This window comes from Methylobacterium sp. CB376 (assembly GCF_029714205.1).
Classification (GTDB): Bacteria; Pseudomonadota; Alphaproteobacteria; order Rhizobiales; family Beijerinckiaceae; genus Methylobacterium.
The window spans coordinates 6211891-6234249 of the sequence record NZ_CP121648.1 but is presented as its reverse complement, the minus strand read 5'-3'; the positions used below and the strand labels follow the sequence as shown (position 1 = coordinate 6234249).

Here is a 22359-nt window from a genome sequence, read left to right as displayed (position 1 = left end):
TCCGTTGCTCCTCGCTCCAACCTGGCACGCATCCTGCTACCAACGAATTGCGAAGCATGCTTCCTTTTTCGCATTATCCTGCATGGGCTCACTGGGGCGCGGCGAACCAACAGGTAAGGTAGAGCGATGGATGGCACCCGGTACGACCTGCTGCTGCGCGGCGGGCGCGTGATCTGCCCAAAGAACGGCATCGACGGCATCCGTGACGTCGCAGTGCGCGGCGGTCGCATCGCGAACATCGCCGAGACCATCCTGCCATCGAGCGCCGCGGAGGTGATCGACGTCTCCGGAAAGCTGGTGCTGCCGGGGCTGATCGACACGCATGCCCACGTCTACCAGTATGTCACCGGCCGCTTCGGTCTTAATCCCGACATGGTGGGCGTGCGCTCGGGAGTCACCACCGTCGTCGACCAGGGCGGTCCGTCGTGCATGACCCTGCCGGGATTCCGGCATTATATTGCAGAAACCTCCGACACGCGGGTGCTCGCCTTCCTGTCCGCCTACCTCGTCGGAGGTCTCGAAGGGCACTTCTATCCCAACCTCTACAGCCCGGACGGCGTCGACATCGACGCCACCGTCAAGGCCGCGGTGGAGAACCGCGACCTCGTGCGCGGTATCAAGGGCCATGCCGAGATCGGCGGCTTCGCCCGCTGGGGCATCAAGGTGATGGAGATGGCCGCCGAGATCAGCCGGCGCGCCGACCTGCCGCTCTACGTCCATTTCGGCCAGCTCTGGGGCCTGCCGGAATCCGGCGCCAATGGCGAGGACGCCAACACGATCATGGAGCGGGTGATCCCGCTCCTGCGCCCCGGCGACGTGCTCGCCCATCCCTTCACCCGCCACCCCGGCGGGTTCATCAACGAGCAGGGCGAGGTGCATTCCGTCATCAAGGCCGCGCTCGATGCCGGCCTCAAGGTCGATGTCGGCCACGGCAGCCACTTCTCCTACCGGGTGGCCCGGGCGGCGATCCCCGCCGGCGTGGTGCCCTACACGCTCGGCGCCGACATGCACGGCTACAACACGGAGGTGCCGCGGCCCGCGGGCACGCCCGACGCCCACCACGATGACGAGAACCACCCCTTCCTGGGCCAGGCACGGTTCAGCCTGACCCAGGCGATGTCCTCGATGATGGCGCTCGGCATCCCGCTCGAGGAGGTGGTGCCGATGGTGACCTCGCATCCGGCGCAGATGCTGGGCCTCTCCGACAGGATCGGGGCGCTCACCCCCGGCTTCGAGGCGGACGTGTCCGTGCTGCACGACGACCGCGGGTCCTTCCTGCTGCGCGACAACGAGGACACGCGGGTGGTCGTCGACCGGCTGCTGCGCCCGGCCTTCTGCCTGCGGGCGGGCAAGCGCTTCGACGCCGATTCGCCGATCCTGCCGCGGGCGATCGCGGCCTGATGGGCGCCTCCCCCTCTGCCGCGGGCGCCTCCCCCTCCGCCGCGGGCGCCCGGGAGGGCGTGGGCGCGCCGCTCCCCCGCAAGGAGGACGAGCGTCTGATGCGCGGGCGCGGCCAGTACGTCGGCGACGTCCGGCTGCCGCGCATGCAGGACGTGGCCTTCGTGCGCAGCCCCCTGGCCCATGCCCGCATCCGCGCGATCCACGTGCCGGAGGAGTCTCGCGGCCGGGTGTTCACGGCCGCCGACCTCGACGGCGTCGCGCCGATCCGCGCCGTGTCGGGCCTGCCCGGGTTCAAGGTGTCCGAGCAGCCGCCGCTCGCGGTCGGCAAAGTGCGGCAGGTCGGGGAACTCGTCGCCTTCTGCGTCGCGCCGACCCGCGCGGAGGCGGAGGACATCGCCGCCTCGGTCGTCCTCGACCTCGAGGAGCTGCCGGCGGTCCACGACATGCTCGCCGCCCGCGAGCCCGGCGCCGCCCTCGTGCACGAGCACTGGGGCGACAACGTCTTCCTGGAGACGCTCGTCGACGTGGACATCGCCTCGGCCCTCGACGCGCCGATCAAGGTCTCCCGCACCATCTCCACGGCGCGCCAGTGCATGGCGCCGATCGAGGGGCGCGGCGTGGTCGCCCACTACGACCACCGCCTGGATCAGCTCGTCGTCCACACCGCGAGCCAGATGCCGCACATCGTGCGCAACGGCCTCGCCGAGTGTCTGCGGATCGAGCAGGAGCGCGTCCGCGTCGTCTCGCCGGACGTGGGCGGGGGCTTCGGCTACAAGGCGATCCTGCTCGCGGAGGAGATCTGCCTGGGCTGGCTGGCGCTCCGGTGCGGCCATCCCGTGCGCTGGCTGGAGGACCGGCGCGAGCATCTCACCGCGAACGCGAATTGCCGCGAGCACCATTACCGCATCACGGCCTATGCCGAGCCCGACGGCACCCTGCGCGGCATCGACTGCGAGGCCACCGTCGATTCCGGCGCCTACTCGGCCTACCCGTTCTCGGCCTGCCTGGAGGCCGCGCAGGTGGCGAGCATCCTGCCCGGCCCCTACGACTTCCCGGCCTATCGCTGCCGCACCTGGTCGGTGGCGACCAACAAGTGCCCGATCCTGCCCTACCGCGGCGTCGCCCGCACGGGCGTGTGCTTCGCGATGGAGCTGATCCTCGACGCGGTGGCGGCGGAGGCGGGCCTCGCCCCGGAGGTCGTGCGCGAGAGGAACCTCGTGCGGCCCGAGCAGATGCCGTTCGACAACATCACCAACAAGCACTTCGACAGCGGCGACTACCCGCAGGCATTGGCCCGGGCGCTCACCGCCATCGGTGCCGAGGGGGTGCGGGCGCGCCAGCGCGCGGGCGAGCCCGACGGACGGCGCATCGGGCTCGGGCTCGCGATCTACTGCGAGCAGGCGGCGCACGGCACCTCCGTCTACGCGGGGTGGGGCATACCGATGGTGCCGGGCCACGAGCAGGCGAGCGCCCGGCTCACCCCGGACGGGGGGCTGGAGCTGCGCGTCGGCGCCCACTCGCACGGCCAGGGACTGGAGACGACCCTGGCGCAGGTCGCGCACGAGATCCTGGGCGTGCCGGTGGCGCGCACGCGGCTGGTGCACGGGGACACCGCCGCCACGCCCTACTCCACCGGCGCCTGGGGCTCGCGCATGATGGTGATGGTCGGCGGCGCGGTCGCGGCGGCCTGCGAGGCCCTGCGCGAGCGGGCCGTGCGGATCGGCGCGCACCTGCTCCAGGCCGAGCCGGAAGCCTGCCGCTACGAGGCCGGCCGGGTGATCGGCCCGTCGGGCGACGTGCCGGTCGAGGTGATCGCCCGCACGTGGTACCGGCGCCCGCAGGACCTCGCGCCCGCCACCGATCCGGGCGGTCTCGAAGTCACGGCCGGCTACAAGCCGGTGCGGGATTCCGGCACGTTCTCCTACGCCGCGCACGCGGCGGTCGTGGCGGTCGATCCCGACCTCGGCGCCGTCGAGATCCTCGACTACGTGGTGGTCGAGGATGGCGGCACGCTGGTGAACCCGCTCGTCGTCGACGGCCAGATCCACGGCGGCCTCGCGCAGGGCATCGGCACGGCGCTCTACGAGGAGGTGCGCTTCGACGCCCGCGGTCAGCCGCTCGCCTCGACCTTCGCCGACTACCTCCTGCCCGGCCCGGCGGAGGTGCCGGCCGCGCGCATCGCGCACATGGAGACCCCCTCCCCGTACACGCGCTTCGGCCAGAAGGGCATCGGCGAGGGCGGGGCCATCGCGCCGCCCGCGGCGCTCGCGAATGCGATCAACGACGCGCTGCGCCCGCTCGGGGTCGAGCTGCTGCACGCCCCCGTCACCCCGCGGCGGATCGTCGAGGCGGTCCTCGCCGCGCGCGGCGCGCCGCGGCGCGCGAGGGCCGCCGCATGAAGCCCGCGCCCTTCGCCTACGAGCGGCCGCGCGACCTCGCCGCCCTCCTGGCCCGGCTCGGCGAGGCGCGAGGCTCCGTGAAGCTGATGGCGGGCGGCCAGTCGCTCGGCCCGATGCTCAACCTGCGCCTCGTCGCGCCGGACCTGATCCTCGACATCACCGGCCTGCAGGAACTCCGGCGGGCGGCGGTCGAGGGCGACACGCTCGTCCTCGGCGCGTGCGTCACCCACGCCGACATCGAGGACGGGCGGGTGCCCGACGTGACCGGGGGCGCGCTCCGGCGGGTGGCCGCGGCCATCGCCTACCGGCCCGTGCGCAACCGCGGCACGGTGGGCGGCAGCCTCGTCCACGCCGATCCCGCGGCGGACTGGGTCACGGCCCTGACGGCGCTCGGCGCCGAGGTCGAGATCGCCGGGCCCCGCCGGCGTCGGCGGCTGCCGGTGGAGCGCTTGGTCACCGGGGCGCTGGAGACCGCGCTCGAACCGGGCGAGGTCCTGGTCGCCGTTCGGGTGCCGGCCCGGCCCGAGAGCGTGGCCTGGGGCTACGTCAAGCATTGTGCCAAGATCGGCGAGTTCGCGCACGCCATCGGGGCCGTGCGGCTCGATCCCGCCGCCGGCCGGGGCCGCGCGGTGATCGGGGCCATCGAGGGGCCGCCCCTCCTCTTCGCCGACGCGCGCCCGCTCTTCGGCGGCCGGATCGGCCCCGATTTCGCCCGGCACTTCGACGCCGCCGCCGCGGAGCGCGCCCTCGCCGCCGCCGGCATGTCGGACGCGGTCGAGCGACACGTCCACGTCACGGTGCTCGCCCGCGCGGTGGCGCAGGCCGCGCGGCCCACCCCGATGCCCCTCACGGAGGTCGCATGAGCGCCGGACTGGCGGAGGCGCCCGCGGCAGCGGGGCGCGTGGCGCTGGGGCTGACGGTGAACGGCCGGCCCGTCCGGGTGGAGGCCGAGCCGCGCAGCCACCTCGGCGACGTGCTGCGCGAGGACCTGACCCTCACGGGCACGCATCTCGGCTGCGAGCACGGCGTCTGCGGCGCCTGCACGGTGCTGATCGACGGCGAGCCGGCGCGCGCCTGCCTCACCTTCGCGGGAGCCTGCGCGGGCGCCGAGGTCACCACCATCGAGGGCCTCGACGACGATCCGGTCGCGGCGGAATTGCGCGCAGCCTTCAACCGCGAGCACGCGCTCCAGTGCGGCTACTGCACGCCCGGCATGCTGGTCAGCGCGCGCGACCTCGTGCTGCGGCTGCCGGAGGCGGACGCGCAGCGCATCCGGGTCGGCCTCTCGGGCAATCTCTGCCGCTGCACCGGCTACGCCGGTATCGTGCGGGCGGTGGCGAGCGTCATCGCCGACCGCCGCGCCCGCGGCATCGGACCGAGCGGGCCCGCGCCGCGCCCGCTCGGTCCGGTCGGCGCGCGGGCCGGCGAGGGCCTCGCAGCGGCCCAGCGCCCCCGGCGACCGCGGCCGCGGCCGCCCCGGGCGCCGCGCCGACGCTCGCCGGGACCTTCCGTCCGGCGCATCGTTTCACGCAGACGATCGACCTCGCCCATCCGCCGGAGGCGGTCTTCGCGCTCCTCGGCGACATCGCGGCGGTCGCCGCCTGCCTGCCCGGCGCCGTGCTCACCGGCCGGCCGGCCCCCGACGCGGTGGAGGGCGGCCTCCAGGTGCGGATCGGGCCGATCGCCGCCACGTTTCGGGGCCGCGCCCTCATCGAGCGGGACGAGGCCGCCCGCACCGGCCGCGTGCGCGGCGCGGGCAGCGACGCGGGCGGGCGCTCCGCCACCGAGGGCGAGATCCGCTACCGGGTCGAGCCCGGCGCGGAGCCCGGCACCGCGCGGGTCGCCCTCGAGGTCGGCTACAGCCTGACCGGGCCGCTGGCGCAGTTCGGCCGGCCCGGCCTCGTGCGCGACCTCGCCGGCCGCATCGCGGCCGCGTTCGCCCGCAACCTCGACGCGCAGCTCTCCGGGGCCGCGCCCCCCGCCCCCGCCGCCCTCAACCCCGTCCGCCTGCTCCTCGGCCTGATCCGCGCGCGCCTCGCGGCGTGGCTCGCCCGCGCCTGACCCCGTTCCCGCCCCCACCGGAGACCTCCATGTCGAGCAGGTTCACCCTCACCACGGCGATGCTGATGGCCCTCGCGGCGACCGGCGCCCTCGCGGACTCGATCCGCATCGGCGTCAACGAGCCGCTCACGGGGGCCTTCGCGGCCTCGGGCACCTACGTGGTGAACGGCGCCAAGATCGCCGCCGACGAGATCAACGCCAAGGGCGGCGTGCTCGGCAAGACGCTCGAACTCGTGATCGAGGACAACAAGAGCAACCCGACCGAGGCCGCCGCCGTGGCCGAGAAGCTCATCACCAGCGACAAGACGCCGGTGATGATGGGGGCCTGGGGGTCGAGCCTGACGCTCGCGGTGATGCCGAAGCTCATCGACTACGAGGTCCCGATGCTGGTCGAGACCTCCTCCTCGGGGAAGATCACCACCTCCGGCAACCCGTTCGTTTTCCGCATCTCGCCGCCCTCGGCGCTGGAGGCCGAGAACTTCGCGCCCATGGTGTCGCGCCTCGGCATCAAGAAGGTCGACTTCCTGGTCATCAACAACGATTTCGGCCGCGGCGCGGCGACCGATTTCGGCAAGATGCTGAAGGAGAAGGGCGTCCAGATCGGCCTCGTCGAGACCATGGACCAGGCCGCGCAGGACATGAGCGCCCAGCTCGCCAAGCTGAAGGCCTCCGACAGCGACACGATCATGATCACGAGCGCCGTCGACCAGCTCGTGCTGCTGTTCAAGCAGATGGCGGCGCTCGGCCTCAAGAAGCGCGTCATCACCACGGGCGGCTCGCAGAACCCCGACCAGATCATCGCTCAGGCCGGGGCCGCCGCCGACGGCACCATGCACCTGACGACGTTCCTGCCCTGGCTGCCGGAGAAGACCCCGAATCCCAAGGCGACCGCGTACTTCATCGGCGAGTGGAAGAAGCGCGGCTTCGCGTTCGCGGGCGTCACCGAGAGCTTCCGCGGGTACGACGGCATCCGCGCCATCGCGCAGGCCATCGAGAAGGCCGGCTCGGCCGAGCCGGCCGCGATCACCAAGGCGTTCTGGTCGGTCGACCTCACAGGCCTGAACGGCCCGATCCGCTTCGCGAAATCGGGCCCTGCCGGCAAGGAGAGCGGCCAGAGCAAGCCCGACGTCTACATCATCGAGATCAAGGACGGCCGCGTCGTCCAGCCGACCCTCTGACGCGGTCCGGCCGGCCCCCGGGCCGGCCGGGCACGCCGCCCGCCGAGGGAGCCCAAGGGGACCCGCATGGACCAGCTGCTCCAGCACCTCGTCAACACCCTGATCCTGGGCGGGACCTACGCGCTGCTCGGCGTCGGGCTCACGCTGATCTTCGGGATCATGAACGTCGTGAACTTCACGCACGGCGCGCTCTACACCGTCGGCGCGTACCTGATGTACCTCGCGGTCGCGGCGCTCGGGCTCAACTTCTTCCTGGCGCTGCCGGCGGCCATCCTCGGCGGCCTCGCGCTCGGCGCCGTGATCGAGCTCCTGCTGCTCCGGCCGCTGCGGGGCCAGGACATCGACACGACCATGCTGGTGATGATCGGGGCCGGCATCGTGCTGCAATCGGGCACCCTCTGGACCTTCGGCGGCGTCGCCAAGGCGGTGCCCTCGCCCTTCCCCGAGGCGCCGCTGCGGCTCGGGCCGGTCTCGGTCTCGTGGCTGAGCCTGTTCGTGCTCGGCGGCGCGCTGCTCCTGATCGGGCTCACCTACGCGCTGATCAACCGCACGAGGCTCGGCCTCGCCATGCGCGCCGCCTTCCAGGATTCCGACACGGCGGCGCTGATGGGCGTCGACGTGCGGGGGATCTACACCGCGACCTTCGCGCTCGGCTCCTCGCTCGCCGCCGCCGCCGGGGCGCTGCTCGGCCCGGTCTACGTGGTGTTCCCGCAGATGGGGCAGCTCGCCGAGCTGAAGGCCTTCGCGATCGTGATCCTGGGCGGGCTCGGCAACGTCACGGGGGCGGCGATCGGCGGCTTCATCCTGGCGCTCGCGGAGGAGCTCGGGGCCGGCTACGTCTCGTCGGGCTACCGCGACGCGATGGGCTTCCTGATCATCATCGCGGTCCTGCTCTGGCGGCCGACCGGGCTGTTCGCGAAAGCGGAGCGCATCGGATGACCCGCCTCCTCCCCTTGGCTCTCCTGGCGGCGCTCGCCGCGCTGCCGCTCGCGCTCGGCGCCGACCCCTACCTCCTCAACGCGCTGATCACGACGGGCATCCTGACCATCGGGGCGATGAGCCTGAACCTGCTCCTCGGCTACACCGGGCAGCTGAGCCTCGGCCACATCGCCTTCTTCGGCATCGGCGCCTACGTGAGCGCGCTGACCAGCCTCGGCTTCGACGTCGAGGTCGGCTTCGGCTACCGGGTGATGCACGAGCCCTGGCCAGCCGCCGCCGGCTTCCTCGTGGCGGTCGCGGCGGCGGGGGCCTGCGGCTACCTGATCGGGCGGCTCTCGTTCCGGGTGCGCGGCGCCTACTTCGTGATCGTGACCATCTCCTTCGCCGAGGTGGTGAGGCTCGTGGCGCTCAACTGGGTGGAGCTGACGCAGGGGCCGCTGGCGCTCACCGGCATCCCGGCCTTCACCCTCGGGGTGCCGGGCCTCGGCGCCTGGACGCTGCGGACCAAGCTCCAGAACTACTACCTCGTCCTCGGCGTCGGCGCGCTCTGCTACGCGATCATCGCCCGGATGGTGCGCGCGCGCTTCGGCCGCGCCATGCGCGGGCTCAAGGAGAACGAGCCGCTCGCGCTCTCGGTCGGCATCAATGCCACCCGCACCTTGACCGTTGCGGCCGTCGTCTCGGCCGCCATGGCGGGGGCCGCGGGCAGCCTCTACGCCCATTACCTGCGGATCATCGACCCCGACGTGTTCTTGTTCGCCACCACGGTGACGATGGTCATCATGGTGGTGGGCGGCGGCAAGGGCACGCTGATGGGCCCGGTGGTCGGAGGCCTGATCTTCGGCCTGCTGCCGGTGGCCCTGCGCCCCGTCATGGCCCCGGAGGCGCAGTGGATCGTCTACGGGATCGTGCTGATCCTGATCCTGTTCCTGATGCCCCGCGGCATCGTCCCGGGGGCCGCCGGGCTCCTGGCGCGCGGCCGCGGAACGGCCGCGGACGCGTCCGCGCCGATCCTGAAGTCCAACCCGGCGGTGCAGCGATGAGCGCGGCGATCCTCTCGGTCGAGCACGTCGGCGTGCGCTTCGGCGGCCTCGTCGCCATCGCCGACCTGCACTTCGAGGTGGCGCAGGGCGAGATCGTCAGCCTGATCGGCCCCAACGGCGCCGGCAAGACCACCGCCTTCAACGTGATGACGGGCTTCCTCAAGCCCAGCCAGGGCGAGGTGCGCTTCCGCGGCACGCGCCTGACGGGCCTCCAGCCGCACGAGATCACCCGGCTCGGCCTCGCCCGCACCTTCCAGCGCACCAGCGTGTTCCCGGACGACACGGTGCTCGAGAACGTGATGATCGGCCTGCACGGGCACGGCGGCGCGCGCCGGGCGCCCCTCCTCGACGCGCTGCCGGGCCGGAGCCGCGCGAGAGAGCGGGCGCTGCGCGGGCGCGCCGAGGCGCTCCTCGACTGGGTCGGCCTCGCGGCGCGCGCGCGGGAGAAGGCCGGGGCGCTGGCCTACGGCGAGCAGCGCCTCGTCGGCGTGGCGCTCGCGCTCGCGACCGAGCCCGCGATGCTCCTCCTCGACGAGCCGGTCTCCGGCATGAACGCTTCGGAGACCCGGGTCTTCGTGCGGCTGATCCGCCAGATCCGCGCGCGCGGCGTCACCATCCTGCTGGTCGAGCACGACATGCCGATGGTGATGGAGGTCTCCGACCGCATCGTCGTCCTGAACTACGGCCGCCTGATCGCCGAGGGACCGCCCGAGGCGATCCGCGCCGGCCCGGCCGTGATCGAGGCCTATCTGGGCCAGGGCAGTGCCGCGCGCCGGGCCGCCGCGGAGGCGCGGGAGGCCGCCCATGCTTGAGATCCGCGACCTCGTCTGCGGCTACGGCCACGTCACGGCCCTCAAGGGACTGAGCATCGCCGTGAGGGAGGGGCAGCTCGTCGCCCTCGTCGGGGCGAACGGCGCCGGCAAGTCGACGACGCTGCGGGCGATCTCCGGGCTCGTGCCGCCGCGCTCCGGCGCGATCTCGTTCAACGGGCGCGACATTACCGGCTCCGAGCCGCGCCGCATCCTCGCCCACGGCATCGCCCATTGCCCGGAGGGGCGGCGCGTCTTCCCGCAGATGAGCGTGGCCGAGAATCTCGCGATGGGCGCGTATCTCCGCCGCGACCGCGCGGGCGTCGCCGCCGACCTCGACCGCATCTACGGCGAGTTCCCGCGGCTCGCGGAGCGGCGGCATCAGGCGGCCGGCACCCTGTCGGGCGGCGAGCAGCAGATGCTGGCGATCGGGCGCGCCCTGATGGCGCGCCCCAAGCTCGTGCTCTTCGATGAGCCCTCGCTGGGGCTCGCCCCCAACATCGTCGAGCGCATGTTCGCGGTCATCCGGGCGATCTGCACCGCCGGCACCACGGTGCTGCTCGTCGAGCAGAACGCCTTCGCGGCCCTCGAACTCTGCGACCACGCCTACCTCCTCGAGACGGGCCGCATCGTCCGCTCGGGAACGGGCTCCGCCCTGATCGCGGATCCGCACATCCGCGAAGCCTATCTGGGCGGCTGAGACGAAATCCGATGGATTGCGTCGCCATCTCCGATTTCGGCCATGCGGATGTCGGCTTCGCGCAAGCGCCGCGCCGGCTGGTCGTCCGCCGTCCGGACGTGATCGTCCGGACGGCGGACGAGACGCGCGATGCCCTCGAGACCCGGTGAGGCTGGAGCGGGGGCGCAGCGTTGGGTGCGCGCGTGCCGCCTCGACGAGGCGGAGGCGGGGCCCATCGTCCCGGTCCTCGTGGGCGGACGTCACCTCGTCCTCGTGCGCGACGGCGCGACGATCGTCGCGGCCGAGCGCGCCTGCCCGCACGAGGGCGCGGACCTCGCGCGCGGCCGGTGCGCGAACGGGCGGCTGCTCTGCCCGCACCACCGGGCGTCGTTCGACCTGCGCGACGGGCAAGTCTCCGCCGGATGGCCGACGCGGCCGCTCCGCCTCTACCCGGTCGAGATCCGGAATGCCGAAGTCTTCGTCGACGCTTCGGACCTCGTCCAGGGCTGAGCAGAACGGCATCGGGCAGTTCTGCTTGGTCTCCTGGTGCCGCATCATTTTTGGCCGCCGAACCGGTGACCATTTCGGCGAATGATGCCGAGCCTGCCGGAGGACCGGCCCCGGCTACTCGGCGATCGTCCGGCTGGGCTCGGCCCGATACGCCTCGGCATGGACCTGCTCCGGGGCGGCCGTCCCTTTGGTGCCCGGCATGATCTCGAAGCGCGGGTCGAAATCCACCATCGTCGCGGCCAGCTGGGCCAGAACGCCCGCGTCGCCCTGAACCGTCGCGGTTCCGTCGGCGATCTGCGCCTCCAGGGTCTTGGCCCCGATCATCGTCCGCTCGAGATCCGAGCGGTTGATGGTCAGGGTCAGGTCCGGCTTCTCGGCCTGGAACCCCGCGATGTTGGTCAGCGTCGCGTTCTCCAGCTCGATGACGAACCGCTCGCCATTGTCCGGCGTGACCAGGTTGATGGTGAAGCGCATCCCCTCCGCCTTGCGGCTGTCCATGCGGATGGCGAGGAAGTTCAGGAACAGCTCGGTCGTCATCGCCCGCACCACGTCGGGGCTGCTCGAACTCGCCGTCTCGCCCTCCGGAATGCCGGTCCGAAGCTCGTACGCCCCGGCCAGGAAGCTGTTGCGCAGGCCGGGATTCTCCTGCTGGTAGCCGATCTGCTCGAAAATGTCGGCCAAGAGCTCCTTGGCGGCCCGGTTGCGCGGCTCCGCCTGGACGAGCTTGTTCACGATCTCCTGGGCCAGCAGGTACTTCCCCTCGTCGTGCAGGCGGCGGCCGCGGGCGAGGATCGCCTCCGCGCCGCCCATCATCTCGACGTAGAGGGGGGCGCTCTCGGAAGGGGCGAGCGGGATCAGCGTCGCCGGGTTGCAGTCCCAGAAGCCGAGGTAGCGCTGGACGACGCCCCGGCTGTTGTGCTCCGGAGAGCCGTGATAGCCGCGGCAATGCCACTTCTGCTGCAGGTTCCGCGGCACCTCGTAGACGGTGTGGATCTCGTTGATCGTCACGCCCTGGTTGGCGAGGTGAAGCACCTGGTTGTTCATGTGGGCGTAGAGGTCGCGCTGCGCCCGCAGCACCTCCTGGATCCGCGCGTTGCCCCAGCGCGGCCAATGGTGGGAGGCGAACATCACCTCGGCCTTCATGCCGAAGCGGTAGAGCGCCTCGTTGATGTATTTCGACCAGTTGAGGGGATCGCGCACCGGGGCGCCCCTCAGCGTGTAGATGTTGTGCAGGGATGCGATGACGTTCTCCGCCATCCAGAGCGCCTTCATGTCCGGGAGGTAGGTGTTCATCTCGCGGGGCGCTTCGGTGTTCGGCGTGTTCTGGAAGATCATACGGACGCCGTCGACCTCGAATTCCTCGATGGGATCGACGACGTGCCGGGTCGGAGCGATCAGGCCGGTGGCGCCGGCCGAGACGCGCTGGCCCAGGCCCTGCCCGACATAGCCGTGCGGTCCCGCCGGCAGGAGCAGCCCGTACTGATAGAACAGCCGCCGGTTCATGGCGTTTCCGGCGTAGACGTTCTCGGCCACCGTGTGGGCCATGAAATCGGCGGGGGCGATCACGGGCACGCGGCCGGACCGGACCTCCTCCTCATCGAGGATGCCGCGCACCCCGCCCCAATGGTCGCCGTGGGTGTGGGAGTAGATCACCGCCGAGATCGGACGCCCCTCGCCCACATGCGCCTGGAACAGCCTCCAGGCGGCGCGCGCGGTCTCCTGGCTGATGAGCGGATCGAACACGATCCACCCGCTCCTCCCCCGCACCATGGTGAGATCGGAGAGATCGAAGCCGCGCACCTGGTAGATGCCGGGGACGACCTCGTAGAGCCCGTAATTGTTGTTGAGCCGCGAGATCCGGACCAGCGACGGGTGGATGCTGTCGAACTCGTCCTGCTCGTCGAGGAAGCGGAATTGCTGCATGTCCCAGGCGACGTGGCCGGCCTCGGCCGGGATGGTCATGGCGGTCATGGGGGCGATCAGCCCCTTGCGCTGCTCCGCGAAGTCCCTGTCGTCCGCGAACGGGAGGGTTGCTCGCGCCCGGCGCAACACGTCGCGCGTGAAGGTGGAGGGCGGCTTGCCCTGCGGGTGAAAATGCCCCTCGGGGGGAGAGACGCTCTCGGCTCCCTGGGCCCGGGCGACGCTCTCCCCGGGCACGAAGGCACCCGCGACGGAGAATGCGGCGCCTGCGCCGGGCAGGGCCTTGATGAACTCGCGTCTCGTTGACATCGGCCAACTCCATCCCGGGCAGAGCGAATTCGGTTCATCGGCTTGCTTCTCGCCAGAGTGCCGGAAGGCCGGGGCTGACCGGCCGCGGCCGACGGCGCTCGCGGGACACGCGATCAGCGCCACGCACAGACGCGGCGTCCCCGCCGCCACCAGCAGACCCTGCGACGGCGGCGGCGAGGGACGACGACGACGGCCTGGGCCTTCTCGACGAGGGCGTCGTCGTTCGCGTCGCCGACGGGCCCTGCCCTGAGAAGCACGGCCTCCGCGGCGCTCGGCACCAGAGCCAGGCCGGCGGCCGTGATGACGGCGCACGAAAACTGCCTGAGCACGGCGCGACGGTGCATCGAGTCCATGGCCATTCTCCCCTCGTGTCGAACTCTGGCTTCCGATCTCCAGCCGAAGGCCGACGACGGCCTGATCGCCTTCTCTCCGCGGCGCCCCCGCTTCCGGCCGGCCCGGCGCTGCCTCGGGACCGGCCTGTCCGAGGCCGCCCGGTCGACCCGTCGGGGCGAGCCCGCGACGCGCGGCCTTCCCGCTCTGTCAGGGCATTGCCGGGGCGAATGGGATCTTCGCCCGCAGACGCCGCAGAGATGGTGCCGCCGATCCGGTGCGATTTCACTCGATTGCGGCGGACAATACGCGACGCAACTGATCGCATCAATCTATGACGAGCGATGAGATCTTGATTTGATCTGGATCAAGCTCGGCATCCCGCAATCCCCGGACCGCGCCCGGGGCGATCAGGGTCGCTCCGAGGACGAGCGATGCCTCGGGCGGCGGGCGCGTCGAGACGGGGTTCCGGCCGCCGAGGGCGCGGGCCCTGCCTCACGCTTTCGAGCCGGCGGCCCCCGGCGACCGGGCCGACCCCGCGAGGGCACGAAGCCGGGCCGGGGCGGCGAGTGCCCCCCGGGTGAGTTCGACCCTGGCGACCTCGCGCAGCGGCACCGTGCCGCCCGCCGGAAGCGGCACCTGCACCTCGTCGGCGATCGCCCGCGGGTCCGAGCGGAAGGCGCGCGGGTAGCGCACGTTCACGGTGTAACGCTCGCGGCCCTCGACCGTGTTGGTCGCGGCCTGCCCGCCCAGCGCGGTCGCGATCACGTCCTGCACGTCGCCGACCATCAGGCCGTAGCGCCCGAGCGCCTCGCGGTCCGGCGTGATGTCGAGGAAGTCGCCGCCGATGACGCGTTCCGCGTAGGCGCTCGACGTGCCCGGCATATTCCGGACGACCGCCTCGACCGGCGGGCGACCGCCTCCATCTCCTTCAGGTCGGTTCCCAGCACCTTCACGCCCACCGGGGTGCGGATGCCGGTCGAGAGCATGTCGATGCGGGCGCGGATCGGCTGCGTCCAGGCGTTCGACACGCCCGGGAATTGCAGCGCCCTGTCCATCTCGGCCCTGAGGCTCGCGAGCGTCACGCCCGGCCGCCACGCGGATCTCGGCTTCAGGGCGATGACCTTCTCGAACATCTCCATCGGCGCGGGGTCGGTCGCCGTGCTGGCGCGCCCGGCCTTGCCGTAGACCGAGGCGACCTCGGGAAACGACTTGATGATGCGGTCCTGGGTGGCGAGGAGTTCGCCGGCCCTGGTCACCGAGAGGCCCGGAAGGGTGGTCGGCATGTAGAGCAGGCTGCCCTCGTCGAGGTCCGGCATGAATTCGGAGCCGAGCTGCCGGGCGGGCCACGCGGTGGCGGCCAGCACGCATACGGCGAGCAGGATGGTGAGCCCCCGCGCCCGCAGCACGCCGGCGATGAGCGGCCGGTACAGCCAGATCAGGAGTCGGTTCAGCGGGTTGCGGTGCTCGGGGATGATGCGCCCGCGCACGCACAGCACCATGAGCGCCGGCACCAGGGTGACCGACAGGAGCGCCGCCGCCATGGCGAAGGTCTTGGTGAAGGCGAGCGGCCCGAACAGCAGCCCCTCCTGGCTCTCCAGGGTGAAGATCGGCAGGAAGCTCACCGTGATGACGAGGAGCGAGAAGAACAGCGAGGGCCCGACCTCGGCCGCGGCCTCGACCAGCACCTCGACCCGACGGCAACTCCTCCGGCTCCTCGGCCATCCCACTCTCCCTCCAGTCGCTCGGCCGCCCCACGGGCCCGGCATGATCGCTCGCGCGAGCGGCCGAACCGCGTCGGAGATGTCAGCTCCGGGATGCCGCTGAGGATGGTGACAGGAATCGCGCGCCTCAGCCTTCGTTGATTTGTCCCAAACTCATCCTTGATCTGCATCAATTACGCCGTTGATGCGCTTCGCAACACAGTCCTTCGGGCGACACACCCGCCTGAAGGGTCTTCCCATGCACGATCCCGCCGCTCCCGCGAGCCGCGACCAGGGCCGCGCGCTCTGGCTCTCCACGCTCGCCTTCACGACCTGCTTTGCGGCCTGGACCATCTTCTCGATCATCGGCGTCCAGATCAAAAAGGACCTCGGCCTGACCGACGCCCAGTTCGGCCTCCTGGCCGGGACCCCGATCCTGACCGGCTCGCTCGTCCGCCTGATCCTCGGCATCTGGGCCGACCAGTATGGCGGGCGCACCGTCACCCTCGCGGTGATGCTGCTCGCCGCGCTGGCCACCTACCTCCTCACCTACGCGCACGATTACCCGACCTTCCTGCTCGCCGCCCTCGGCGTCGGGCTTGCCGGCGGGGTCTTCTCGGTCGGCGTCGCCTACGTGTCGAAGTGGTTCCCCAAGGAGAAGCAGGGCACCGCGCTCGGCATCTTCGGCGCGGGCAATGTCGGCGCCGCGGTCACCAAGTTCCTGGCGCCCCTGGTCATGGTCGCCTTCGGCTGGAAGGCCGTGGCGCAGATCTGGGCGCTCGGCCTCGTGGTGACGGCGCTGGTCTTCTACTTCGGCACCGCGGACGACCCGGACCTCGCCGCCCGCCGGCGCGCCGGCGCGTCCCCCGAGCCCCTCTGGGCCATGCTGGCGCCGCTCGCCAACCTCCAGGTCTGGCGCTTCTCGCTCTACTACTTCTTCGTCTTCGGCGGCTTCGTCGCCCTCGCGCTCTGGCTGCCGCGCTACTACACGGGCGTCTACGGCCTCGACATCGTCACGGCCGGCTGGCTCGCCGCCGCCTACTCGATCCCGGGCTCGCTCTTCCGCATCCTGGGCGGCCGCCTGGCCGACCGGCACGGCGCCCGGAAGGTCATGGTCTGGACCTTCGCCGGCTCCTGCGCCTGCACCTTCCTGCTGTCCTACCCGGCGACCCACTACGTGGTCGCCGGCATCCGGGGCCCGATCGCCTTCGACCTCGCGCTCGGCCCGGCGGGCTTCACGGTGCTGACCTTCGCCCTCGGCTTCTTCATGAGCCTCGGCAAGGCCGCCGTGTTCAAGCACATCCCGGTCTACTACCCGGACCGGGTCGGCGCCGTGGGCGGCGTGGTCGGGCTGATCGGCGGCCTCGGCGGCTTCGTGCTGCCGATCGCCTTCGGCCTCATGAACGACCTCGTCGGCGTCTGGACCTCCTGCTTCATGCTGCTCTTCGCGATCGCCGCCGGCAGCACCGCCTGGATGCTCGCGGCGATCCGCGCCCTGGAGACGCGGGAGCATCCCGCCCTGCGCGAGCCGAAGGACCTCCCCGAGGTCGAGGCGCTGCGCGCCGAGGTCGAGCGCCTGCGCGCCGCCCGCGAGGGCGCCCCCCGGGCCGCGCCGCTGGCCGGCCTCCCGGCCGCCTGAATCCCCCTTCCGGCCGGCGCGGGGCGCCGGCCGGCCCGTCCCGATCCTGAGAGGCAACAGCCATGAGTGCTGGTACGCAAACGCTGACGGCCGGCCGGCCCGCGGGGAGCAGCTGGCTCGCCCGCTGGGAGCCGGAGAACCCGGCCTTCTGGGCCCGGGAGGGCAGCCGCCTCGCCTGGCGCACCCTGACCGTGACGACCGCCAACCTCACGATGTCCTTCATCGTCTGGTTCATGGTCTCGGCCCTGGTGGTCGCCCTGCCGGCGGTCGGCTTCAGGCTCACCACCGGCCAGCTGTTCTGGCTCGCCGCCATGCCGGGCCTCGCCGGGGGCACGCTGCGCCTCGCGCACATGTTCCTGACGCCGATGTTCGGCACGCGCCGCGTCGTGACCTTCGCCAGCCTGTCGCTGCTCGTCCCGGCCATCGGCTGGTTCTACGCGGTGCAGGACCCGTCCACGCCCTACTGGGTCCTCCTGGTGCTGGCCTTCCTGGCCGGGCTCGGGGGCGGCAACTTCTCCTCCTTCATGCCCTCGACCAGCCTGTTCTTCCCCAAGCGGCTGCAGGGCACCGCCCTCGCCATCCAGGCCGGGATCGGCAATTTCGGGGTCTCGGTGGTCCAGTTCCTGACGCCCTGGGTGATCGGCTTCGCGCTCGCGGGCGGCACGCTGCTCGGCGAGTCGCAGACCATGACCAAGGGGGCCATCGCCCGGCAGGTCTGGCTGCACAACGCCGCCGCCGTCTACATCCCGTTCATCGTGCTGTTCGCCCTGGCCGCCTGGCTCGCGCTGCGCAGCGTCCCGGTCAAGGCCAACGTCCGCGAGCAGGTCGACATCTTCCGCTCGCGCCACACCTGGGCGATGACCTCGCTCTACATCATGACCTTCGGGGCGTTCTCGGGGCTCGCCGGGACCTTCCCGCTGCTGATCAAGCAGTGCTACGGCACGCTGCCCGGCGCCCCGGACCCCCTGACCTACGCCTTCCTCGGCCCGCTGGTCGGGTCGCTCCTGCGCGTCGCGGCCGGGCCGGTCTCGGACCGGTTCGGCGGGGCCAAGGTCACCGTGGTCGCCGGCCTCGGCATGACCGCCTGCGCCGCCATCGTCCCCCTGTTCACGGCCCCCACCTCGATGGAGTGCTTCCCCTGGTTCGTCGCGGCGATGCTCGGGCTGTTCGCCTTCGCGGGCATCGGCAACGCCTCGACCTTCAAGCAGATGCCGATGATCTTCCCGCCCCGCCAGGCCGGCGGCGTCATCGGCTTCACGGGCGCGGTGGCGGCCTACGGGCCCTTCGCCTTCGGCATGCTGTTCGGCTGGGCCTTCGACCGCTTCGGCGGCCCGAACGGGGTCTTCCACGGGCTGGCGCTGTTCTTCGCCCTCAACGTCGCGATGAACTGGTGGATGTACGCCCGCCGCGGCGCCGCCACGCCCTGCTGACGGGCCGCCCTGCCGAAGGGCGACGCCGCACCGACGCTCGGACGGCCGGCGGGAGGCACACCTCCCGCCGGCCGTCCCGTTGGGGCGACATGACGGAGGTCACTTGAGCGATTGATCCAAGTCAAGGCTTGGGCCTGACCACGCGGCCAGAGTGCCCTCGAAGACCTCGAAACCGACCAGGCACCGCGCGATGTCGCACTTCCTCGACAGACTGACCTTCTTCCGGAAGACGGTCGACACCTTCTCGGATGGTCACGGCATCGTCACGGCCGAGGACCGCGCCTGGGAGGACGGCTATCGGAAGCGCTGGCAGCACGACAAGATCGTGCGCTCCACCCACGGCGTGAACTGCACCGGCTCCTGTTCCTGGAAAGTCTACGTCAAGGGCGGCATCGTCACCTGGGAAACCCAGCAGACCGATTATCCCCGCACCCGGCCCGACCTGCCCAACCACGAGCCGCGCGGCTGCGCCCGCGGCGCCAGCTATTCCTGGTACCTCTACTCGGCCAACCGCGTGAAGCACCCGCTGGTGCGCTCGCGCCTGCTCCGGCTGTGGCGCGAGGCCCGGGTGATGCGGACCCCGGTGGCGGCCTGGGCCCACATCGTCGAGAACCCGGAGCGGCGCCGCTCCTACACCTCCGTGCGCGGCCATGGCGGCTTCGTGCGCGCGACCTGGGACGAGGTCAACGAGATCATCGCGGCCGCCAACGCCTACACGGTCAGGACGCACGGCCCCGACCGCGTCTTCGGCTTCTCGCCGATCCCCGCCATGTCGATGGTCTCCTACGCGGCGGGCGCCCGCTACCTGTCGCTGCTCGGCGGCGTCTGCATGTCCTTCTACGACTGGTACTGCGACCTGCCGCCCTCCTCGCCCCAGACCTGGGGCGAGCAGACCGACGTGCCCGAGAGCGCCGATTGGTACAATGCCGGCTTCCTGATCCTGTGGGGCTCGAACGTCCCCCAGACCCGCACCCCCGACGCGCATTTCTACACCGAGGTGCGCTACCGCGGCGCCAAGAGCGTCGTGATCTGCCCCGACTACTCCGAGGCCTCGAAATTCGCCGACATGTGGGTGTCGGTGAAGCAGGGCACCGACGCCGCGCTCGGCATGGCGATGGGCCACGTGATCCTGCGCGAGTTCCACCTCGACCGGCAGGTGCCCTCCTTCATCGACTACGCCAAGCGCTACACGGACATGCCGATGCTGGTGCGCCTCGTGCGCCAGGACGGGCGGCTCGTGCCCGAGCGCTTCCTGCGCGCCTCGGACCTCGACGGCGCGCTCGGCGAGACCAACAACCCCGAGTGGAAGACCCTCGCCTATGACGACCAGACCGGCGCGCTCGTCGCGCCCCTGGGCTCGGTCGGCTTCCGCTGGGGCGAGACCGGCAAGTGGAACCTGGAGAGCCGGGCCGGGGACGGACGCGCGGTCGACCTGCGCCTGTCCCTGGCGGGCGCCGCGGACGGGTTCGAGGACGTCGCCTTCCCGTATTTCGGCAACATCGCGCACGCGCATTTCGCGTCGAGCGACCATGCCAGCGTGATCGAGCGGCGCGTGCCGGTGCGGCGCCTCGCCACCCGCGACGGCGAGGCACTCGTCGCGACCGTCTACGACCTGTTCCTGGCCAATTACGGCCTCGACCGCGGCTTCGGCGGCGGCAACGTCGCCGCCTCCTACGACGCCGACGAGCCCTACACGCCGGCCTGGGCGGAGCGGATCACCGGCGTCCCGCGCGACCAGATCGTGACCGTCGCGCGCGAATTCGCCCGGAACGCCGAGAAGACCGATGGCCGGTCGATGATCATCATCGGCGCCGCGATGAACCATTGGTACCACATGGACATGAACTATCGCAGCGCGATCAACATGCTGGTGATGTGCGGCTGCGTGGGCAAGTCCGGCGGCGGCTGGTCGCACTATGTCGGCCAGGAGAAGCTGCGCCCGCAGAGCGGCTGGGCACCGCTCGCCTTCGCCCTCGACTGGGGCCGCCCGCCGCGCCAGCAGAACTCCACCTCGGCCTTCTACGCGCATACCGACCAGTGGCGCTACGAGACGCTCGACGTGAAGGAGATCCTCTCGCCGACCGCGCCGGCCGGGCCCTGGGACGGCGCCATCATCGACTACAACGTCCGCGCCGAGCGGATGGGCTGGCTGCCCTCCGCGCCGCAGCTGGAGCAGAACCCGCTCGGGATCGCCGCCGCGGCGGCCGCCGCCGGACTCGAGCCGAAGGACTACGTCGCCCGGGCCCTCAAGTCCGGCGAGCTCAGAATGTCGTGCGAGGACCCGGACAACCCCAAGAACTGGCCGCGCAACCTGTTCGTCTGGCGCTCGAACCTGCTCGGCTCGTCGGGCAAGGGCCACGAGTACTTCCTCAAGCACCTGCTCGGCACCTCGCACGGGGTGCTCGGCAAGGATCTCGGGGCGGAGGGCCGCCGCAAGCCCGACGAGGTCGTCTGGCACGAGGACGCGCCCGAGGGGAAGCTCGACCTCCTGGTCACCCTCGACTTCCGCATGTCGACGACCTGCGTCTACTCCGACATCGTGCTGCCGACCGCGACCTGGTACGAGAAGGACGACCTCAACACCTCCGACATGCACCCCTTCATCCACCCGCTCACGGCGGCGGTGGACCCGGTCTGGGAGGCGCGCACCGACTGGAACATCTACAAGGGCCTCGCCGAGACCTTCTCGCGGGTGGCGCCCGAGGTGCTCGGGGTCGAGACGGACGTCGTGCTGACCCCGATCCTGCACGACACGCCCGGCGAGATCGCCCAGGCCCTCGACGTGAAGGACTGGAAGACGGGCGCGGTCGAGCCCGTCCCCGGCCGCACGATGCCGACGGTCACAATCGTCGAGCGCGACTACCCGAACCTGTTCAAGCGCTTCACCGCGCTCGGGCCGCTGCTGGCCCGGGTCGGCAACGGCGGCAAGGGCATGGCCTGGAACACCGGGCACGAGGTCGAGCTGCTCAAGGCGCTCAACGGCACCGTGACCGAGGAGGGGCCGACCAAGGGGCTGGCGCGCATCGAGACGGCGATCGACGCCTGCGAGGTGCTCCTGATGCTGGCGCCGGAGACCAACGGCGAGGTCGCGGTCAAGGCCTGGGAGAGCCTCGGCAAGGCGACCGGGCGCGAGCACGCCCACCTCGCCCTGTCCAAGGAGGACGAGAAGATCCGCTTCCGCGACGTGGTCGCCCAGCCGCGCAAGATCATCTCCTCGCCGATCTGGTCGGGCCTCGAATCCGAGAAGGTCTGCTACAACGCCTGCTACACGAACGTCCACGAGCTGATCCCGTGGCGGACGCTGACCGGGCGCCAGCAGCTCTACCAGGACCACCTCTGGATGCGGGCCTTCGGCGAGGGCTTCTGCGTCTACCGGCCGCCGGTCGACCTCAAGACCATCGAGCCGATCCGGGGCCGCGTCGATAACGGCCATCCCGAACTGGTGCTGAACTTCATCACCCCGCACCAGAAATGGGGCATCCACTCGACCTACTCGGACAACCTGCTGATGCTGACCCTGAACCGCGGCGGGCCCGTGGTCTGGATCAGCGAGAGCGACGCGCGCAAGGCGGGCATCGCCGACAACGACTGGATCGACGTCTACAACGTCAACGGCGCGATCGCGGCCCGGGCGGTGGTCTCCCAGCGCGTCAAGGACGGCATGTGCATGATGTACCATGCCCAGGAGAAGATCGTGAACACGCCCGGCTCCGGCATCACCGGCCAGCGCGGCGGCATCCACAACTCGGTCACCCGGGCGGTGCTGAAGCCGACCCACATGATCGGCGGCTACGCGCAGCTCTCCTACGGCTTCAACTACTACGGCACTGTCGGGGCGAACCGCGACGAGTTCGTGGTGGTGCGCAAGATGGCGCAGGTCGACTGGCTCGAGGAGCCGCGCCCCGCGGGGGCCGGGCCGGGCGCCGCGAGGCTCCACGCCGCCGAGTAGGCCCGCCGCGCCGGGGGCGCCCCGCCCCCGCCCTCCCCTCCCGAGCACCCAGTCCCGGCC

Annotated in this window: 15 protein-coding genes and 2 pseudogenes; 14 read left to right on the top strand and 3 right to left on the bottom strand. The window is 71.5% G+C overall.

What is annotated here, in order from left to right:
• The first annotated feature begins 126 nt into the window (after window positions 1-126).
• The 11 genes and pseudogenes from QA634_RS28765 (at window position 127) to QA634_RS28710 (ending at window position 11019) form a co-directional block, all read left to right on the top strand.
• Window positions 127-1401 (top strand): amidohydrolase/deacetylase family metallohydrolase, encoded by a 1275-nt coding sequence (locus tag QA634_RS28765; protein ID WP_012335369.1) that lies wholly within the window; start codon window positions 127-129, stop codon window positions 1399-1401.
• Window positions 1401-3800 (top strand): xanthine dehydrogenase family protein molybdopterin-binding subunit, encoded by a 2400-nt coding sequence (locus tag QA634_RS28760; protein WP_012335368.1) that lies wholly within the window; start codon window positions 1401-1403, stop codon window positions 3798-3800. The genes QA634_RS28765 and QA634_RS28760 overlap by 1 nt, the downstream gene beginning before the upstream one ends.
• Entirely contained in the window at window positions 3797-4663 is an 867-nt protein-coding gene (locus tag QA634_RS28755) for an FAD binding domain-containing protein (protein WP_012335367.1), read from the top strand. The genes QA634_RS28760 and QA634_RS28755 overlap by 4 nt, the downstream gene beginning before the upstream one ends.
• A pseudogene (locus QA634_RS28745) lies at window positions 4660-5861 on the top strand (xanthine dehydrogenase family Fe-S subunit). The gene QA634_RS28755 and the pseudogene QA634_RS28745 overlap by 4 nt, the downstream one beginning before the upstream one ends.
• Window positions 5862-5890: 29 nt before the next feature.
• Entirely contained in the window at window positions 5891-7039 is a 1149-nt protein-coding gene (locus QA634_RS28740) for an ABC transporter substrate-binding protein (protein ID WP_012335365.1), read from the top strand.
• A 66-nt stretch (window positions 7040-7105) separates the two neighbouring features.
• Window positions 7106-7978: a branched-chain amino acid ABC transporter permease gene (locus QA634_RS28735; RefSeq protein ID WP_012335364.1), complete on the top strand. Its 873-nt coding sequence runs from the start codon at window positions 7106-7108 to the stop codon at window positions 7976-7978.
• On the top strand, window positions 7975-9021 hold the full coding sequence (locus QA634_RS28730; RefSeq protein WP_012335363.1) for a branched-chain amino acid ABC transporter permease: 1047 nt from the start codon (window positions 7975-7977) through the stop codon (window positions 9019-9021). The genes QA634_RS28735 and QA634_RS28730 overlap by 4 nt, the downstream gene beginning before the upstream one ends.
• Window positions 9018-9833, top strand: a complete 816-nt coding sequence (locus QA634_RS28725; RefSeq protein WP_012335362.1) for an ABC transporter ATP-binding protein — start codon at window positions 9018-9020, stop codon at window positions 9831-9833. Before QA634_RS28730 ends, QA634_RS28725 begins: the two co-directional genes overlap by 4 nt.
• Window positions 9826-10530: an ABC transporter ATP-binding protein gene (locus QA634_RS28720; protein ID WP_012335361.1), complete on the top strand. Its 705-nt coding sequence runs from the start codon at window positions 9826-9828 to the stop codon at window positions 10528-10530. The genes QA634_RS28725 and QA634_RS28720 overlap by 8 nt, the downstream gene beginning before the upstream one ends.
• 11 nt (window positions 10531-10541) lie before the next feature.
• Window positions 10542-10679: a hypothetical protein gene (locus QA634_RS28715; RefSeq protein ID WP_012335360.1), complete on the top strand. Its 138-nt coding sequence runs from the start codon at window positions 10542-10544 to the stop codon at window positions 10677-10679.
• Between the two features lie 25 nt (window positions 10680-10704).
• A complete protein-coding gene (locus QA634_RS28710) occupies window positions 10705-11019 on the top strand; it encodes a Rieske (2Fe-2S) protein (RefSeq protein WP_012335359.1) in 315 nt (104 codons plus the stop codon).
• A 114-nt stretch (window positions 11020-11133) separates the two neighbouring features.
• Here the strand turns inward: QA634_RS28710 and QA634_RS28705 are convergent, their stop codons facing one another.
• The 3 genes and pseudogenes from QA634_RS28705 to QA634_RS28695 all read right to left on the bottom strand — a co-directional run.
• Window positions 11134-13248 carry an alkyl/aryl-sulfatase gene (locus tag QA634_RS28705; RefSeq protein ID WP_012335358.1) on the bottom strand — a complete coding sequence of 705 codons (2115 nt, stop codon included), beginning with the start codon at window positions 13246-13248 and terminating at the stop codon, window positions 11134-11136.
• Between the two features lie 113 nt (window positions 13249-13361).
• Window positions 13362-13601, bottom strand: coding sequence for a hypothetical protein (locus QA634_RS28700; protein ID WP_236728874.1), 240 nt, complete (start codon window positions 13599-13601; stop codon window positions 13362-13364).
• Window positions 13602-14151: 550 nt separating this feature from the next.
• A pseudogene (locus QA634_RS28695) lies at window positions 14152-15275 on the bottom strand (efflux RND transporter permease subunit); the annotation flags it as partial.
• A gap of 265 nt (window positions 15276-15540) precedes the next feature.
• On the opposite strand from QA634_RS28695, the gene QA634_RS28690 reads away from it, so the two are divergent.
• From QA634_RS28690 to QA634_RS28680, 3 genes are all read left to right on the top strand, one after another.
• Complete coding sequence (locus QA634_RS28690; protein WP_012335356.1) at window positions 15541-16920, top strand: MFS transporter; 1380 nt, start codon at window positions 15541-15543, stop codon at window positions 16918-16920.
• 62 nt (window positions 16921-16982) lie between these two features.
• Complete coding sequence (locus QA634_RS28685) at window positions 16983-18350, top strand: MFS transporter (protein WP_012335355.1); 1368 nt, start codon at window positions 16983-16985, stop codon at window positions 18348-18350.
• Between the two features lie 190 nt (window positions 18351-18540).
• On the top strand, window positions 18541-22299 hold the full coding sequence (locus QA634_RS28680) for a nitrate reductase subunit alpha (RefSeq protein WP_012335354.1): 3759 nt from the start codon (window positions 18541-18543) through the stop codon (window positions 22297-22299).
• Window positions 22300-22359: the final 60 nt, after the last annotated feature.

Coding starts and splice junctions, on each gene's coding strand:
- QA634_RS28765 (WP_012335369.1), top strand. CDS start 127: ATGGATGGCACCCGGTACGACCTGCTGCTGCGCGGCGGGCGCGTGATC.
- QA634_RS28760 (WP_012335368.1), top strand. CDS start 1,401: ATGGGCGCCTCCCCCTCTGCCGCGGGCGCCTCCCCCTCCGCCGCGGGC.
- QA634_RS28755 (WP_012335367.1), top strand. CDS start 3,797: ATGAAGCCCGCGCCCTTCGCCTACGAGCGGCCGCGCGACCTCGCCGCC.
- QA634_RS28740 (WP_012335365.1), top strand. CDS start 5,891: ATGTCGAGCAGGTTCACCCTCACCACGGCGATGCTGATGGCCCTCGCG.
- QA634_RS28735 (WP_012335364.1), top strand. CDS start 7,106: ATGGACCAGCTGCTCCAGCACCTCGTCAACACCCTGATCCTGGGCGGG.
- QA634_RS28730 (WP_012335363.1), top strand. CDS start 7,975: ATGACCCGCCTCCTCCCCTTGGCTCTCCTGGCGGCGCTCGCCGCGCTG.
- QA634_RS28725 (WP_012335362.1), top strand. CDS start 9,018: ATGAGCGCGGCGATCCTCTCGGTCGAGCACGTCGGCGTGCGCTTCGGC.
- QA634_RS28720 (WP_012335361.1), top strand. CDS start 9,826: ATGCTTGAGATCCGCGACCTCGTCTGCGGCTACGGCCACGTCACGGCC.
- QA634_RS28715 (WP_012335360.1), top strand. CDS start 10,542: ATGGATTGCGTCGCCATCTCCGATTTCGGCCATGCGGATGTCGGCTTC.
- QA634_RS28705 (WP_012335358.1), bottom strand. CDS start 13,248: ATGTCAACGAGACGCGAGTTCATCAAGGCCCTGCCCGGCGCAGGCGCC.
- QA634_RS28700 (WP_236728874.1), bottom strand. CDS start 13,601: ATGGACTCGATGCACCGTCGCGCCGTGCTCAGGCAGTTTTCGTGCGCC.
- QA634_RS28690 (WP_012335356.1), top strand. CDS start 15,541: ATGCACGATCCCGCCGCTCCCGCGAGCCGCGACCAGGGCCGCGCGCTC.
- QA634_RS28685 (WP_012335355.1), top strand. CDS start 16,983: ATGAGTGCTGGTACGCAAACGCTGACGGCCGGCCGGCCCGCGGGGAGC.
- QA634_RS28680 (WP_012335354.1), top strand. CDS start 18,541: ATGTCGCACTTCCTCGACAGACTGACCTTCTTCCGGAAGACGGTCGAC.